Here is a 13,500-nt window from a genome sequence, read left to right as displayed (position 1 = left end):
GCGCCAAAAGCTTGACAGCCGGTGTGTGGATGCGACTTACTTACTGAATCCGTGGAATATAACTTCCGCACAGTGGAATGTTTGCGGCGGCGTTGAGCGTCGTCGCTCCGACCGTGACAGGCGTATCGATGACCACAGAGTCCACCGGGCTAATTGGCGACTCCAACCGTACCGATGCAACCCCGTTCGCCGACGTGAGTCCGCATCTGTACAACCCCGATCTCGCGCCCACCAAGCGCGAAGGTCGACGGTGGAGTGCGTACAACATCTTCACCCTGTGGGCCAACGACGTGCACAGCCTGGGCAACTATTCGTTCGCCATCGGACTGTTCGCCCTCGGCCTCGGCGGGTGGCAGATCCTCCTGGCGCTCGGACTCGGCGGCATCTTCCTCTTCCTGCTGCTCAACCTGTCCGGGTTCATGGGTGAGAAGACCGGCGTCCCGTTCCCGGTGATGAGCCGCATCGCATTCGGCATCCGCGGCGCACAGATTCCCGCTCTCATCCGCGGCGCGGTCGCGATCGCCTGGTTCGGCATCCAGACCTACCTGGCGTCCGTGGTGCTGCGCATCATGATCATCGCGCTCGCGCCATCGGCGGCGACTCTCGACACGAACAGCGTCCTGGGGTTGTCGACGCTCGGCTGGATCTCGTTCGTCGCGCTGTGGGTCGTCCAGGTGATCATCGTCAGCTACGGCATGGAGATGATCCGCAAGTACGAGGCGTTCGCCGGCCCGGTCATTCTGTTCACGATGATCGCGCTCGCGATCTGGATGCTCAACAATGCCGACTGGACCATCGCGTGGACGACGCCCGATTCGCTGACCGGCGTCGACATGTGGCTGAAGATCATCGGTGGCGCCAGTCTGTGGGTCGCGATCTACGGCACGTTCGTCCTGAACTTCTGCGATTTCACTCGCAACGCGACGTCGAAACGGGCGATCGTGCGAGGCAACTTCTGGGGCATTCCGCTCAACATGCTGGTGTTCGGCGCCATCGTCATCACGCTGGCCGGCGCCCAGTTCCGCATCGACGGACGCATCATCGAAGCTCCCGCCGACATCGTCCAGGAAGTGCCGAACACCCTGCTACTGGTGCTCGCGGCACTCGCGTTGCTGATCCTGACCATCGCCGTGAACCTGATGGCCAACTTCGTCGCCCCGATCTACGCACTCAACAACCTGTTCCCCAAGCACCTGAACTTCCGTCGCGCAGCATTCATCTCGGCCGTCATCGGCCTGGTGATCCTGCCGTGGAACCTGTACAACTCCCCTGCCGTCATCAACTACTTCCTGGGCGGACTCGGCGCGATACTCGGTCCGCTGTTCGGCATCATCATGGCCGACTACTGGCTGGTGCGTCGTTGCAAGATCAACGTCCTGGCCCTGTTCACGATCGATGCAGACGGCGAATACCACTACGCCAAAGGCGTGAACGTGCGGGCCGTGATCGCCCTGGTGATCACGGCGGTGGTGGCCCTGCTGCTGGCGTTCGTCCCGGTGTTCGCGATCGTCTCGGAGTTCTCCTGGTTCATCGGCGCCGGACTCGGTGCGATCGTGTACCTGGCGGTTGCAGACCGCCGTGGACCGTTCAACGATGTCTCCGGCGAGCCCATCGCCGTGGCCAGCACGCACTAGTAGGGACCGCCATGAGAATCCTCGTAGCCAACGTCAACACGACGGTCTCGATGACCGAGGCGATCGCCGAGTCGGCGCGCGGTGTCGCGTCGCCGGGTACCGAGATCGTCGGGATCACACCGCGTTTCGGTGCGGACTCGTGTGAAGGAAACTTCGAGAGTTATCTTGCCGCCATCGCTGTCATGGATGCGGTCACGTCCTACCCCGAGCCGTTCGACGCGGTGATTCAGGCCGGCTACGGCGAGCATGGTCGGGAAGGTTTGCAGGAGTTGCTAGACGTCCCGGTGGTCGACATCACCGAGGCGGCCGCGTCGACAGCGATGTATCTCGGACACAAGTACTCGGTCGTCACCACGCTCGACCGCACCGTCCCCCTGATCGAAGACCGTCTCAAGCTCGCCGGCCTCGACGCACGATGCGCGTCGGTGCGGGCGTCCGGCCTCGGTGTGCTCGAACTCGAGTCGGATCCGGATCGGGCCGTCGAGGCGATCGTCCGCCAGGCGCGTGAGGCAGTCGAGAACGATCACGCCGAAGTGATCTGTCTCGGCTGCGGCGGCATGGCCGAACTCGAAGAGAAGGTGACGGCCGCGACGGGCGTCCCGATCGTCGACGGAGTCCGCTCGGCGGTGACCATCGCCGAAGGTCTTGTGCGGATGGGTCTGTCCACGTCGAAGGTGCGTACCTATGCGACTCCGCGCGAGAAGAAGGTCATCGGCTGGCCTTTTCAGCTGTAGGCCAACGACATAGACGAGACCCGGGCGGCTCCCTGAGGCGCCCGGGTCTCGTCGTGCATCAGAGCATGATCTGTCGGTTCACGTCCTTGTACAGCAGGTATCGGAAGTTGGACGGCCCGCCGGCGTAGCACGCCTGCGGGCAGAAGGCGCGCAGCGACAGGAAGTCGCCTTCCTGAACTTCCACCCAGTCTCCGTTGAGGTGATAGACCGCCTTGCCTTCCAGCATCAGCAGGCCGTGCTCCATGACGTGGGTCTCGGCGAACGGAATGGTCGCACCGGGTTCGAAGGTGACGACGTTGACGTGCATGTCGTACCCGAGGTCCTGCGGGTCGAGCATGCGTGTCGTGCGCCATTTGCCGTCGGTCCCCGGCATGGCTGAGGGTGCGATGTCCTGCTCGTTGCCGAACTTGACCGATACCGGGTGGCCCTCGATGGCCTCATAGCGTTTGCGGATCCAGACGAACGTCGCGTCGGCGTCGCCGTTGTTGTGGGCCGACCAGTCGGTACCTGCCGGAAGGTAGGCGAAGCCTCCCTCGGTGAGTGTCTGCGACTGACCTGCCGCGTCGACCGTGAGCGCACCGGAGGTGACGAACAGGAAGCTCTGCACCTCGGGCTGCGGCTCGGGTCGCTGCGCCCCGCCGCCCGGCTTGACCTCGACGATCGCCTCGTAATACGTCGTCGCACCACCGGCAACCGGTCGGTTGACGATCCATGCGCGTGTATCGGTCCACTCCGGGAACACCGAGGTGACGATGTCCGAGAGGACGCCGCGCGGGATCACCGTGTAGGCCTCGGTGACGATGGCGCGGTCGGTCAGCAGATCGGTCTGCGGTGGCAGGCCGCCGCGGGGCGTGTAGTACGACGCAGTGGTCACTGGTGGCTCCTGGTTGGGCGGCCGAGCGCGATGTCGCGCACGGTGGACATGGAGAGATCGGTGGCGGTCTCGATCTCATCGACGGTGAGGGCGCCGCACACGCGGCCACGATGGATCACGTTGGCGAGCGCGCGGGCGGTGGCCGGCTCGTCCATGACGGCCGAGTCGAGCCGATGGACATAGTTGCGCAGGCGTGTCGCGGCCGCCGCGAAGGCGCCACGGTAGAACGCGTAGGTCGCCAGGTAGCGGGTGACAAGTTGGGCGGGGTGCATGTCCCAGCCCTGGTAGATGCCGCGTTCCAGGTGGCGCCGGACGAGGCGCGCGTGCAGCTTCCAGGCCATGGCGACGTTGTCGGGGTCGCCGACCGGCAGGATGTTGGTCGAGCCATCGGACAGGTGAACACCGGTGCCTGCCACGGCTAGCTGCATGACGTTCTTGGCGTGGTCTGCCGCCGGATGCTCCATCGACTGATATGCGGCGGCGATACCGAGGGACGCCGAGTAGTCGTAGGTCCCATAGTGCAGCGAGCTGACGCGGCCCTGGCCGGCGTGGATGAACTGGGCAACGGGTGCCCGGCCATCGGCGCCGAGGATCGCCTGCGGTGTTTCGACCTGCACTTCGAAGCGGATGCGGCCGGCCGGCAGTCCGTTCGCACGCTCGAGCGCGCTCGCGACGACGACCATCGCCTCAACCTGGTCGACGGACGTCACCTTGGGGAGGGTGAGGGTGAGGCCGTCGGGCAGGCCGCCGGAGTCGGCGAGTCCACTGACGAACATGTCGAGCGTGCGCAGTCCGCGCGCACGGGTGCCTGCTTCGAAGCACTTGAAGCGGGTGCCGACGAACGGCGTCGAGGTGCCCGCGTCGAGCGCGATCCGCAGTGCGGCGATCGCCTGTGCGACATCGGCATCCTCGGTCGCGTCGTCGAAGGTGCCGTAGCCGTCCTCGAAGTCGATGCGGAGGTCTTCGATCGGCTCGGTGGTCAGCTTGTCCTCGACGAGGGCTGCCAGAGTCTCCGGCGCACAGTCGGTTCCGCTGCTCGCACCGACGAGTACGGCCACCGCGTCGAGCCCGCCCACGTGCTTCGCGGCTGCTAGGGCGGTCGATCCCCAGTCAGCGGGCATCGTCGCCGAGTACCGGTTACCCGGAATGTAGACGGTGTGGACCGGCTGCCGACGGCCGTCGTCGCCGGGGTATCGGTTGACCAATTGTGCGTCGGCGGCCGAGAGGCGGCGGTCGACGTCGGCCAGCACCCCATCGTCGAGGCGTCGTGTCACAGATGTGCCTCCCCTGTCTGGAAGTTCCCGTAAGAACAGAATTCCACATTGTGGAGTTTAACGCGAGTGTAATCGGTGCACGATGTGCGTTTCTTTTTCGAAACACTTATTCCATATTGCGGAAATGATCGTGCGCATGTTGGATGGAACGACAATCGTCGGCCGGGAGTGGACTGAATGGCGGAGAAGACAGGCGGCGTGCAGTCGGTGGAGCGCGCGTTCGAGTTGATGGAGTTGATCGGGCGTGCTGGAGGAGAGTGCTCGCTGACCGAGTTGTCGGCGGAGTCGCCCTTGCCGCCGCCGACCATTCACCGTTTCCTGCGCACACTGGTCGGAATCGGCTACGTGCGCCAACTGCCCAATCGCCGCTACGCACTGGGGCCGAGATTGATTCGGCTCGGTGAAGTGGCGAACCGCCAGCTGGGCGCGGTCGCCGCCCCGGTGCTGCAGTCGTTGGTCGACGAACTGTCGGAGACGGCAAGTCTCGCAGTGCTCGACGGTGACATGGTGATCTACACCGGACAGGTTCTGCCTCCGAAGCTGATGCGGACGGACAGTGAGGTCGGCAAGCGCGTCGGTCTGCACACAACCGGTGTGGGCAAGGCGGTCTTGGGCGAGTTGGATGATGCACGCATTCTGAAACTGGTCACGCAGTCTGGATTTCCGGCACCGACCGAGAACAGTGCGTCGACCCTTTCTGCGGTGTTCGCGAACGTCGAACGCGTGCGCGTCGACGGCTATGCGATCGACAACGAGGAGTTCGAGATCGGTGTTCGCTCCGTCGCGATGGCGGTGGCCGGCGCTCCGACGCCGATGGCAATCGGCATCTCCGGGCCCTCGGCTCATGTCAGTGAGCAATTCATCGCTCGAGCTGTTCCCGCACTGAAGAAGGCGACCGGCGTGATCTCGGAAGCCCTGATCGGGGCGAAGGAGCGGTAACCTTCAGCCTGAGCAGATCCATGCTTTGAACCGGAAAGCCCTGCGTAAGAAACTCATTCGCCGTATCTCCGGAATCTGCACTCGACCAATACTAGAACGTGTTCTAATTCGGTGTATGTCCAGTTCAGCGGCGGGGCATGCTGACCCCGCGTTTGCGGAAGTGAAAGCCGTCTTTGAAGCAGGTTTAGCCAACGGTGACGACCTCGGCGCCGCGGTGGCGGTATTCGTCAACGGTCGTGCGGTGGTGGATCTGTGGGGAGGCATCGCCGACAGACGGACCGGACGTCCATGGACGCGCGACACCGCTTGCCCGACCTTTTCCTGCACCAAGGGTGTGACGGCGACCGCAGCCCTCATGGTCGCCCAGCAAGGCGGCCGCAGTGTCGACGAACCGGTGAGCGCCTGGTGGCCGGAGTTCGCGCAACACGACAAGCACGAGACCACACTGAGCGACCTGATGGCTCACCGGGCCGGGTTGCCCGTCTTGGAGCGCCCGGTTTCGGTGGCCCAAGCGGCGGATCCCGCGGCGATGGCCGACCTGTTGGCGCGCCAATGCCCGCTCTGGCAGCCCGGGACCGAACATGGTTATCACGCTTTGACTTTCGGATGGCTGGTCGGCGAATTCGTGCGCCGCCACAGCGGCATGACAGTCGGCGAGTTCACCCGGCGTCACTTGGGTGATCGGCTGCTCATCGGCGCTTCCGGTGCGGCGGTGCGCGAGGCTGCCCGGATCAGTTCGCCACCGCCCGAGCAGCGTGTCTGGAGCGCCGAGAACGCGCCGCCGATACCGGACGACACAGTCGCCGAGATGGTGGCCGCGATCGCCGATCCAGAATCGCTGTTCATCCGGTCATCGTCGAATCCCATTGCATCCTATAATGATCCAGAAGTATTAGCAGCCGGCTGGCCCGGGGCTGGTCTAGTCACCACCGCTCGTGATCTGGCCAAATTCTATGGCGACCTGATCGGCGGAACCCTGGTCGCCCCGGGTCCTCTGCGGGAAGCGATCACAGAACGCGTACGCGGCCGCGACCGGGTGCTGCGGTTGGAAAGCGCATTCGGCCTCGGCTACATGCTGCCGTCGCAGAACTTCGTGGTGCCCGAACCTGCGCAACGGACTGTTTTCGGTCACCCGGGGGCCGGTGGCTCGGTGGGACTGGCAGATCTCGAACACAAGGTCGCTTTCGCCTTCGTGCCCAATCTGCGCCGCGACTGGCTGGCCGGCGATCGCCGTGCCTATCGGCTCATCGCCGCGGTGTACGACGCGCTGTGACACCGCGACGATCCACCGACCTACCCCGGCAACGAGAAACGGCGGAACCGAATGTGGCGGGTTGTCAGTACTACGCGGCGCGTCCCTTTATTAGGCGAGGTACTCGGATTCGAGCACCAGATCGGGGATGACCGTTCCGTACTCCCCGTGCGTCTTGTGCTCGACGGTCTGCCAGTCGCGGCCCTGATGCTGACGCATGTAGGCACGGTACTCCGGTGACCCGGGAATACGGACATTGTCCGCGACGACGATGGACCCGCCGTGCAGCCACCCGCGTGCCCGGATAGTCTGCAGATCGCTCAGATAGGCGTTCTTGTCGTGGTCGAGGAACAGGAAGTCGACGCAACCGGCGCCGAAGCCGTGCTCGGCGGCCAGGGCGTCGACCGTCTTCCCGCCGTCACCGATGGTGCCCACCACGCAGGTGATCTGGTCCGCCGCGCCCGCGTGCTCCCAGATCCGAAGGGCGTTGACCGCGTTCGCCTCGGCCATTTCGACCGAGTACACGTGGGCGGTCGGCGCGGCCGCGGCGATGCGCAAAGCGCCGTAACCGCAGTAGGTTCCCAACTCCAGCGCCAGTTTCGGATTCGCGCGCCGCACCGCGGCGTCGAGCAGCCTGCCCTTCTCGTCACCGACGTTGATCAGGAACGACTCGGTGTAGGCGAACCGGTCGATGGTGTCGAGCACGCTGTGGATGTCGCCCTCCCGGGCGTTGTCCAGGACGTACTGAACCACGGCGGCTTCTCGACCATCACCCACCTGCCCGACGGTCGCGATGTTGCCCTGGGACAAGGCCATCCGCCAGAACGACATTCGGAGCAGTGGAACGCGCTGCTTGAACTTCATGAGTTACCTCCTTGGAGCTTACGGACGACTTCGAGCCTGATCGGTCGGCTGGGGACGGCGGCCACGCCCCGCGGGATCGACCTGGGCAGCCTGGCCCGCCGTCGGCCCGTGGGAATCCGCAGCTCGACGTGGGTCAGGATGGTGCCGAGCGCGGTCGCCAACTCTTGGGCCGCGAACGACGCCCCGGGGCAGCGCCGGTGCCCGTATCCGAACGGTGAGTACTCTGTCGGCGATGGTCTGCGGTCCAGGAAGCGCTCGGGGTCGAACGCGCTCGGGTCCGGCCAGACCTGCGGATCGGCGTGCAGGGCGGGCAATGCCACACCGATCACGTCTCCCGGAGCCCGTTCGGTCTGCCACGTGGTCACCGGACACGTGAGCTGCCGCACGACGATCGACACCGTCGGATGCAGCCGCAGGGTCTCGGCAATCACCGCGGCCAGGTACGGCAGCTTTGGCAGCTGCTCCGGCGTCGGGTCGTCGGCAAGTTCGGCGAACAGCTTCTGCCGGACCTTCTCGTCGGCGTGGACGTGGTACAGCGCCCACGCCAGGGTGGTGGCCGACGTCTCATGACCGGAGACCAGTAGGGTCCGCAGTTGTTGGCGCACGTCGTCGTCGCTGCGCCCGGCCCCGTCGTCGTCGGACATGAGGACGCTCAGTACGTCGTCGCGGCCGTCGGCTCCGGTCCGTATGCGCTGCGAAACCTGTTCCGACAGCATGGCATCCAGCTCCACGCGACGGGCCGAGAACCGTTGCCACGGCCCGAGGCCGAACGGCGCCCGACGCAACGCGGGGAAAAACATGAACGGGGCGACGTAGTCGCGCATCATCGCTTTGACGACGGTGACGTAACGATCGCGGAGATTCCGGTCGTCGATGCCGAAGACCGCCTGAACGATGATCTGCAGCGTGATCGACTGCGCCGCGTCGCGGGTGTCGATGGTCATGCCGGGTTGCCACTTCGCGATCTCGTCCAACGCCGCCTCGACCATCACCCCGGTGTAGCGCCGAACCCGCTCATGGTGCAGCACGAGCAGGAAGCGCGCCCGCTCGTGCTTGTGCCGGACTCCGTCGAGCAGAATGATCGAGCCGTCGCCGACGACCGGCTCGACCGGGTTCGGCGTGGGGGGTGTGAACGCGGACACCGGAATCTTCAGGAATTCGCGAATGTGGGCGGGTTTCGCCGCGAAAAGCACATCGCCGAAACCCGGGATGGGCATCTCAAACGCCCTGCCGCTCTTGGCCCGTCGCCGGAAGTAGGCCTCGGCGTCATACCACGCGCCGATCTTGTGGATGAACCGGAACCGTGGACTCGACGGCCTGTCCAGCGTAGATGTCATGCTGCATCCGACGGCCGCTTCGCGGCGATCGTCGTCAGCACCGCTTGGGTGGACTGCCGATTTCCGACGGTGATTCGCGCGCTGCCGCCTGAATAGGTGCGCACTCTCGGGCCGGTGCCGTCGAACACCTCGGGCCAAAATTGCCCTTTCGCAGGCAGGTAGACGAAGTTGGCGTGGCTGTCGGTGCTGCAGACACCCATCTCCCGGAGTCGGGAGCGCAGATGGTCGCGTTCTGCGGTGATCCGTTCGATCCGGCGACGCAGCTGCCCCTCGGCCTCGAACGATGCCGTGACCGCGGCCAGGCTGGGGACAGTGGCGCCGAACGGCATCTGCATCGACCACAGTGCGCGGCCCATGTCCGGTGGGCAGATGCCGTACCCGGTCCTGATGCCGGCTAGCCCGTAGGCCTTCGAGAAAGTGCGAACCACAACGACATTTGGGAAGCGTCGCAGCAGGAACTCAGGGTGGATGCGGTGTCGTGGCGACACGAACTCGATGTAGGCCTCGTCGAGCAGCACCGTGGTGCTGGCACCGATGCGCTGCAGGAAGCGGACAAGGTCCTCGGCTCGCGCCACCGTGCCGGTGGGGTTGTGCGGTCGGCACACCACCACCACTTGTGCGTCGGCGGCGGCGTCGGCCATGGTGTCGAGGTCGTGATGTCCCTGTTCGTCCAACGGCACGGTGACGGACTGCAGTCGGGCTATCTGCGCGAAGATCGGATAGCCGTCAAACGTGGGTGCCGCCATGACGATCCGGTCGCCGGGACGGGTGAGCACCTGGAGCACGTGCATGATGACGCCGGTGGCGCCGGCACCGACGATGATCTGTTCGTCCTCGAAACCGAGGTGCCCGGCGATGAGCCGACGCAACCGTTCCGGCAGGAATTCCGGATACCGGTTGACCGAGTCCACGGCCCGGACCATGGCGGCGCGAACCGTCGGCAGCGGAGCGAACGGGCTCTCGTTCAACGACAACGCCAGCGGATCTTCGGCGTCTGGAGGCCGCAGCGGGAGACCGCAGGGTGAGTGCCCGGAGGACAAGGCGCCGGTCATCGGCCGCCCCACCTCAGCGCGGCGGCACCGGCGAAGTCACCGGCGTGGGCGAAGGCCGCCATCATCACCACGTCGCCCTTCTTTACCTGTCCATCGGTGATCGCGCGGTCCAGGTTGACCGGAATACCGGCGGCGAACAGGTTGCCGCATTCGTCGAAGGTGTCGCGATGCCTCTCCTGGGGCAGTTCCAGGGCGTCGCGCCAGTTGCGCAGGAACGCCCGGTTGGGCTGGTTGGTGACCAGCAGGTCGATGTCCTTGGGCTTCAATCCGATTCGGTCACATACCGCGTAGGCGACTTCGGGTACCTGACGGTTGCCGCGGGCCAGCACCTTGGTGATCTTGCTCTCGGTGAAGCCGATGTAGCCCTCACCCGTGCCGGGCTGCCACCACTTGCGCGGCGGGTCCACGGCGATGGTCATCTCGCCCGCGTACTCGCCGTAGGTGCGGCACTCCACGTCCAGAATCGGCGACTCGTCCGAGAGGGTCACCAGGCCGACCGCGGCGCCGTCGCCGGGCACCGCGGCCTGGGCCTTGCGGCGCACAGTGGGTTGGTCGAAGATCTGTCCCGCGGCGTTCTGCGCCACCGCGATCAACGCGGTACGGCCCTGCCCGCTCTCAATCAGAGTGGCCGCCATCTTCAGGCCCAGCACGAATGCCGCGCAGCCACCGTTGTGCAGGTCAATCACCCAGCTGGGGTTCATGCCCAGCCGGTGGGCCATCGCACCGCCGCCGCCGTAGAACGGGATGTCGGGCATCTGGGTGTGGGTGATCAGCACGTCCACGTCGGCCAGGACGTCGGGACCGTGGCGGTCCAGCAGCCCGGCGGCGGCGCGCTCGACCATGTCGACGGAGGTCTCGTCCGGGGCGACGTGATGGCGGAATCTCGGGGCGCGGAACATCAGATTGTCGCGCAGCTCATCGGATTCGGCGTACTGCGCGTAATGCTCGGCAGGCACCGGCTCCCCGGGCAGATAGGTGGAGATGTCGATCAGGCTGACAGTCATAGCGGTGCTCATTTCATCCAGTCGGGCTTGACGGGCAGCCCGTTGTGGTGGCGGTATTCGGCAATTGCCTTCAGGTTCAGCAGCTCGAGGCGGTGGCCGGCGCCGAACATGTCCCAGAAGTCACCCACCCACACCGGCCGCTCTGACGGCGCGGCTTCGGGGTACGGGTTGTGGTCATAGAACGGGTGGTGACAGTTGGTCCACAGCACCACCGAGCCGGGCTTGTCGAGGACCACCTGCGCGTCGACCACGCGCATCAGGTAGATCATCCAAAGGTGCTTGCCCTGGTCCCAGGCGCAGTGATAGTCGACGGTGCGCGCCTCGGGCTGAGCCACTGTGCGGGTGTAGATTTCGGTCTCCGAGCCCAGCCGATCGTAGGCCAACCACAGCCCGTCCTCCTCAGTGTGGGTGAACCCGCGCAGGCTGTAGGTCCACTCCTCCAGGCTGCGGGTGTCGGCGAGATACTCGTAGAGCTCGTCGGGAGGGCAGTCGACATACTCGTTGACGGTGCAGTACGGGCCGAACACCTCGTCGTGCGGATACACCGACCGCATCATCTCCATGATGGTCGGCGTCGCCTTTTCCCGTGGGGAGGTTTCGATGCGGACCACGCCCTCGATCGGGCCGGTCGTGTCGTCTCGGTCGAGCCGGTGGGCGACGATGTCCTCAAGTGCGGGCAACGACATCTTCAGTCCTCCTGGTAGTGGGGTGAAACAGCATCGTGATCGAGAAACGGTGCGAAAGGCGGGATTTCGTCGGCTGAGCACTCGATGCTGACGGCCGACGGGCCGTCGGCATCCAGCGCCCTGCGCAGCGCCGGTGCCAGCGTGTCGGGGTCTGTGACGTCGACGGCAGGCAGACCGGGGAACATCGCGGCCAGCCCCGCGCCGAGATTGCTGGGCGCAAACCGGTTGTAGCTGTATATATCGTTGTAGTACAGCTTTTCGCGCGTCACACACATGGCGTGGGCGTTGTTGTTGAAGAGCACCAGCGTGACCGGCAGCCGGTGTTGGATGGCGGTGTGCAGCTCGAGGCCGTGCATGAAGAAGGATCCGTCGCCGGCCACCACGACGGTGCGACGACGCCGCGCGAACGCGATACCGATGGCGGCGCCGAAACTGTAGCCCATGCCACCCATCCCGAGCGCCACGACGAACCGGCCCGTGCGCCGGGCGGGCAGATGGTGGATCGCCGCCGCACCGGAGTTGCCTGCGTCGACCACTATGTCTGCGTCGTCGGGTAGCAGCGCGTCGAGCACGGTGATCGCCTCGCGGTACCGGATGCCCGGTCCACGATGGGCGGGCGGACTCAACTCTGCGGGGAACGTCGCATCGACGGCGGGCAGCGCCTGTCGCGGGCGGCTCATGATCCTGCGGGTCAGCTCGGCCAGCGACGCGTGAAGATCGTTGGTGTGCACGTGAATAGACGGCACGTACGGCGGGGCGGACCCGAGCGAAAGCGTGCAGGTCTGGCGCAGCGCCTCGTCCAGACCGGCGCGGGCGGTGACCGACAAGCGGGTGCCCACCAGCAGGCACACCGCTGCACTGCGGACTTCGTCGGCCACCCCGGGATGGCCCATCACCCCGGTGACGCCCAGCGACGCTGACGCCCCCGGTGCGCGGCTGACATCCTTGGCGTCGGGCGCCGTCGCGACCCGGGCGTGCAGCGCCGAGCGAAGTCGCTCAAGCTCGTCAAGGGCGTCGTCACGGGCCACCTGCTCACCGGCGATGATCGTCACCGGCCCCGAAGCCTCATGCAGCGTCCGCAGGATCGGCTGGGGATCTTCGGCGCAGCGCTGGCGTCCGTTCACGGTCAACACGAAGTTGGTCTGGACCGTGGCCTGCTGAACATCCTTGGGCAGCAACAACACCGCCGGACCGCCGGCACGGGCCGCCGCCACCGCCTCGGGCAACGCCGTCAGAATGTCATCGGGCTCGACGATTCGCCGGCAGTACACCGACACGGCTGAGAACAGGACCTCCGCGTTGAGCGAGCCATTGCGGCCGCTGGTGTCCTGAAAGGCGCCGCGCCCATCCAGTGTGGTCGGCGACTGACCGACCAGGGCGAGCACTGGGACTCGACTGGCGTACGACTCCCCCAGCCCGGCGACCAGGTTCAGTGCGCCGCCACCCGAAGTCGCGGCGACCACGCCCAGCTCCGCAGTGGCACGACTGTATCCGTCGGCCATAGTCGCCGCCGAGAACTCATGCTTGGCCAGCACCGCCGTGATGTCGCGGCAGAAGTAGGCCGCATCGTAGAGGTCTTCGATGTTCGCGCCGTCCACACCGAAGACATGGCTCACCCCAGCGGCCGCCAAGTGGTTGACGATGTGGTCGACCACCCGGCGGCCCGCCGTGCGCGAGGGTGCCGGTACCGAGCGCGTAGCGTCGGCGGCCGTCATCAACCTGGCCCTGGTGAAGCGCTCTTCATGCTTGCTCCTCTTCCGCGTCGGCGCGGGGACGACCCAGCGCGTCACTACGGAAGGCATTCGGAAGCGCGCCCGGGTTGGATGGGTCGCAGTTGAAAGGAGTTCCGA

12 protein-coding genes are annotated in these 13,500 nt (G+C 65.8%); 4 read left to right on the top strand and 8 right to left on the bottom strand.

The features are described 5' to 3' along the window. The first annotated feature begins 128 nt into the window (after window positions 1–128). Together ACZY0X_RS13845 and ACZY0X_RS13840 are read left to right on the top strand one after the other, a co-directional pair. Window positions 129–1,634 (top strand): NCS1 family nucleobase:cation symporter-1, encoded by a 1,506-nt coding sequence (locus ACZY0X_RS13845; RefSeq protein ID WP_463771175.1) that lies wholly within the window; start codon window positions 129–131, stop codon window positions 1,632–1,634. Between the two features lie 11 nt (window positions 1,635–1,645). Then, window positions 1,646–2,368, top strand: coding sequence for an aspartate/glutamate racemase family protein (locus ACZY0X_RS13840; RefSeq protein WP_463771174.1), 723 nt, complete (start codon window positions 1,646–1,648; stop codon window positions 2,366–2,368). Window positions 2,369–2,426: 58 nt separating this feature from the next. On the opposite strand, the gene ACZY0X_RS13835 is transcribed toward ACZY0X_RS13840, so the two are convergent. Then, on the bottom strand, window positions 2,427–3,242 hold the full coding sequence (locus ACZY0X_RS13835) for a bifunctional allantoicase/(S)-ureidoglycine aminohydrolase (RefSeq protein ID WP_463771173.1): 816 nt from the start codon (window positions 3,240–3,242) through the stop codon (window positions 2,427–2,429). Beyond that, window positions 3,239–4,516: a DUF6986 family protein gene (locus ACZY0X_RS13830; RefSeq protein WP_463771171.1), complete on the bottom strand. Its 1,278-nt coding sequence runs from the start codon at window positions 4,514–4,516 to the stop codon at window positions 3,239–3,241. Before ACZY0X_RS13830 ends, ACZY0X_RS13835 begins: the two co-directional genes overlap by 4 nt. 177 nt (window positions 4,517–4,693) lie before the next feature. Here ACZY0X_RS13830 and ACZY0X_RS13825 point away from each other — a divergent pair, with 177 nt between their 5' ends. Together ACZY0X_RS13825 and ACZY0X_RS13820 are read left to right on the top strand one after the other, a co-directional pair. Continuing rightward, window positions 4,694–5,455, top strand: a complete 762-nt coding sequence (locus ACZY0X_RS13825) for an IclR family transcriptional regulator (protein WP_463771170.1) — start codon at window positions 4,694–4,696, stop codon at window positions 5,453–5,455. Between the two features lie 115 nt (window positions 5,456–5,570). After that, window positions 5,571–6,728 carry a serine hydrolase domain-containing protein gene (locus ACZY0X_RS13820; RefSeq protein WP_463771169.1) on the top strand — a complete coding sequence of 386 codons (1,158 nt, stop codon included), beginning with the start codon at window positions 5,571–5,573 and terminating at the stop codon, window positions 6,726–6,728. A gap of 90 nt (window positions 6,729–6,818) precedes the next feature. Here the strand turns inward: ACZY0X_RS13820 and ACZY0X_RS13815 are convergent, their stop codons facing one another. The 6 genes from ACZY0X_RS13815 to ACZY0X_RS13790 are packed head-to-tail and all read right to left on the bottom strand — an operon-like array spanning window position 6,819 to window position 13,365. Next, the gene (locus tag ACZY0X_RS13815) at window positions 6,819–7,571 is read right to left on the bottom strand and encodes an O-methyltransferase (protein ID WP_463771167.1); all 753 of its coding nucleotides are present in this window, start codon (window positions 7,569–7,571) and stop codon (window positions 6,819–6,821) included. Continuing rightward, window positions 7,568–8,908 (bottom strand): cytochrome P450, encoded by a 1,341-nt coding sequence (locus tag ACZY0X_RS13810; protein WP_463771166.1) that lies wholly within the window; start codon window positions 8,906–8,908, stop codon window positions 7,568–7,570. Before ACZY0X_RS13810 ends, ACZY0X_RS13815 begins: the two co-directional genes overlap by 4 nt. Further along, window positions 8,905–9,960: a pyridoxal phosphate-dependent aminotransferase gene (locus tag ACZY0X_RS13805; RefSeq protein WP_463771165.1), complete on the bottom strand. Its 1,056-nt coding sequence runs from the start codon at window positions 9,958–9,960 to the stop codon at window positions 8,905–8,907. Before ACZY0X_RS13805 ends, ACZY0X_RS13810 begins: the two co-directional genes overlap by 4 nt. Next, a complete protein-coding gene (locus ACZY0X_RS13800; protein WP_463771163.1) occupies window positions 9,957–10,964 on the bottom strand; it encodes a 3-oxoacyl-ACP synthase III family protein in 1,008 nt (335 codons plus the stop codon). Before ACZY0X_RS13800 ends, ACZY0X_RS13805 begins: the two co-directional genes overlap by 4 nt. 8 nt (window positions 10,965–10,972) lie before the next feature. After that, complete coding sequence (locus tag ACZY0X_RS13795; RefSeq protein ID WP_463771162.1) at window positions 10,973–11,650, bottom strand: SRPBCC family protein; 678 nt, start codon at window positions 11,648–11,650, stop codon at window positions 10,973–10,975. Window positions 11,651–11,652: 2 nt separating this feature from the next. Beyond that, the gene (locus tag ACZY0X_RS13790) at window positions 11,653–13,365 is read right to left on the bottom strand and encodes a thiamine pyrophosphate-binding protein (protein ID WP_463771160.1); all 1,713 of its coding nucleotides are present in this window, start codon (window positions 13,363–13,365) and stop codon (window positions 11,653–11,655) included. Window positions 13,366–13,500 lie beyond the last annotated feature (135 nt).

The sequence above is a fragment of the Mycobacterium sp. IDUB_39 genome (assembly GCF_055419205.1).
This window is presented reverse-complemented; position numbering and strand designations above follow the sequence as displayed.

Excerpts from the sequence above, each read along its gene's own strand:
- ACZY0X_RS13825 (WP_463771170.1), top strand. The coding sequence starts at position 4,694 with ATGGCGGAGAAGACAGGCGGCGTGCAGTCGGTGGAGCGCGCGTTCGAG.
- ACZY0X_RS13815 (WP_463771167.1), bottom strand. The coding sequence starts at position 7,571 with ATGAAGTTCAAGCAGCGCGTTCCACTGCTCCGAATGTCGTTCTGGCGG.
- ACZY0X_RS13810 (WP_463771166.1), bottom strand. The coding sequence starts at position 8,908 with ATGACATCTACGCTGGACAGGCCGTCGAGTCCACGGTTCCGGTTCATC.
- ACZY0X_RS13820 (WP_463771169.1), top strand. The coding sequence starts at position 5,571 with ATGTCCAGTTCAGCGGCGGGGCATGCTGACCCCGCGTTTGCGGAAGTG.
- ACZY0X_RS13790 (WP_463771160.1), bottom strand. The coding sequence starts at position 13,365 with ATGACGGCCGCCGACGCTACGCGCTCGGTACCGGCACCCTCGCGCACG.
- ACZY0X_RS13800 (WP_463771163.1), bottom strand. The coding sequence starts at position 10,964 with ATGACTGTCAGCCTGATCGACATCTCCACCTATCTGCCCGGGGAGCCG.
- ACZY0X_RS13805 (WP_463771165.1), bottom strand. The coding sequence starts at position 9,960 with ATGACCGGCGCCTTGTCCTCCGGGCACTCACCCTGCGGTCTCCCGCTG.
- ACZY0X_RS13840 (WP_463771174.1), top strand. The coding sequence starts at position 1,646 with ATGAGAATCCTCGTAGCCAACGTCAACACGACGGTCTCGATGACCGAG.
- ACZY0X_RS13845 (WP_463771175.1), top strand. The coding sequence starts at position 129 with ATGACCACAGAGTCCACCGGGCTAATTGGCGACTCCAACCGTACCGAT.
- ACZY0X_RS13795 (WP_463771162.1), bottom strand. The coding sequence starts at position 11,650 with ATGTCGTTGCCCGCACTTGAGGACATCGTCGCCCACCGGCTCGACCGA.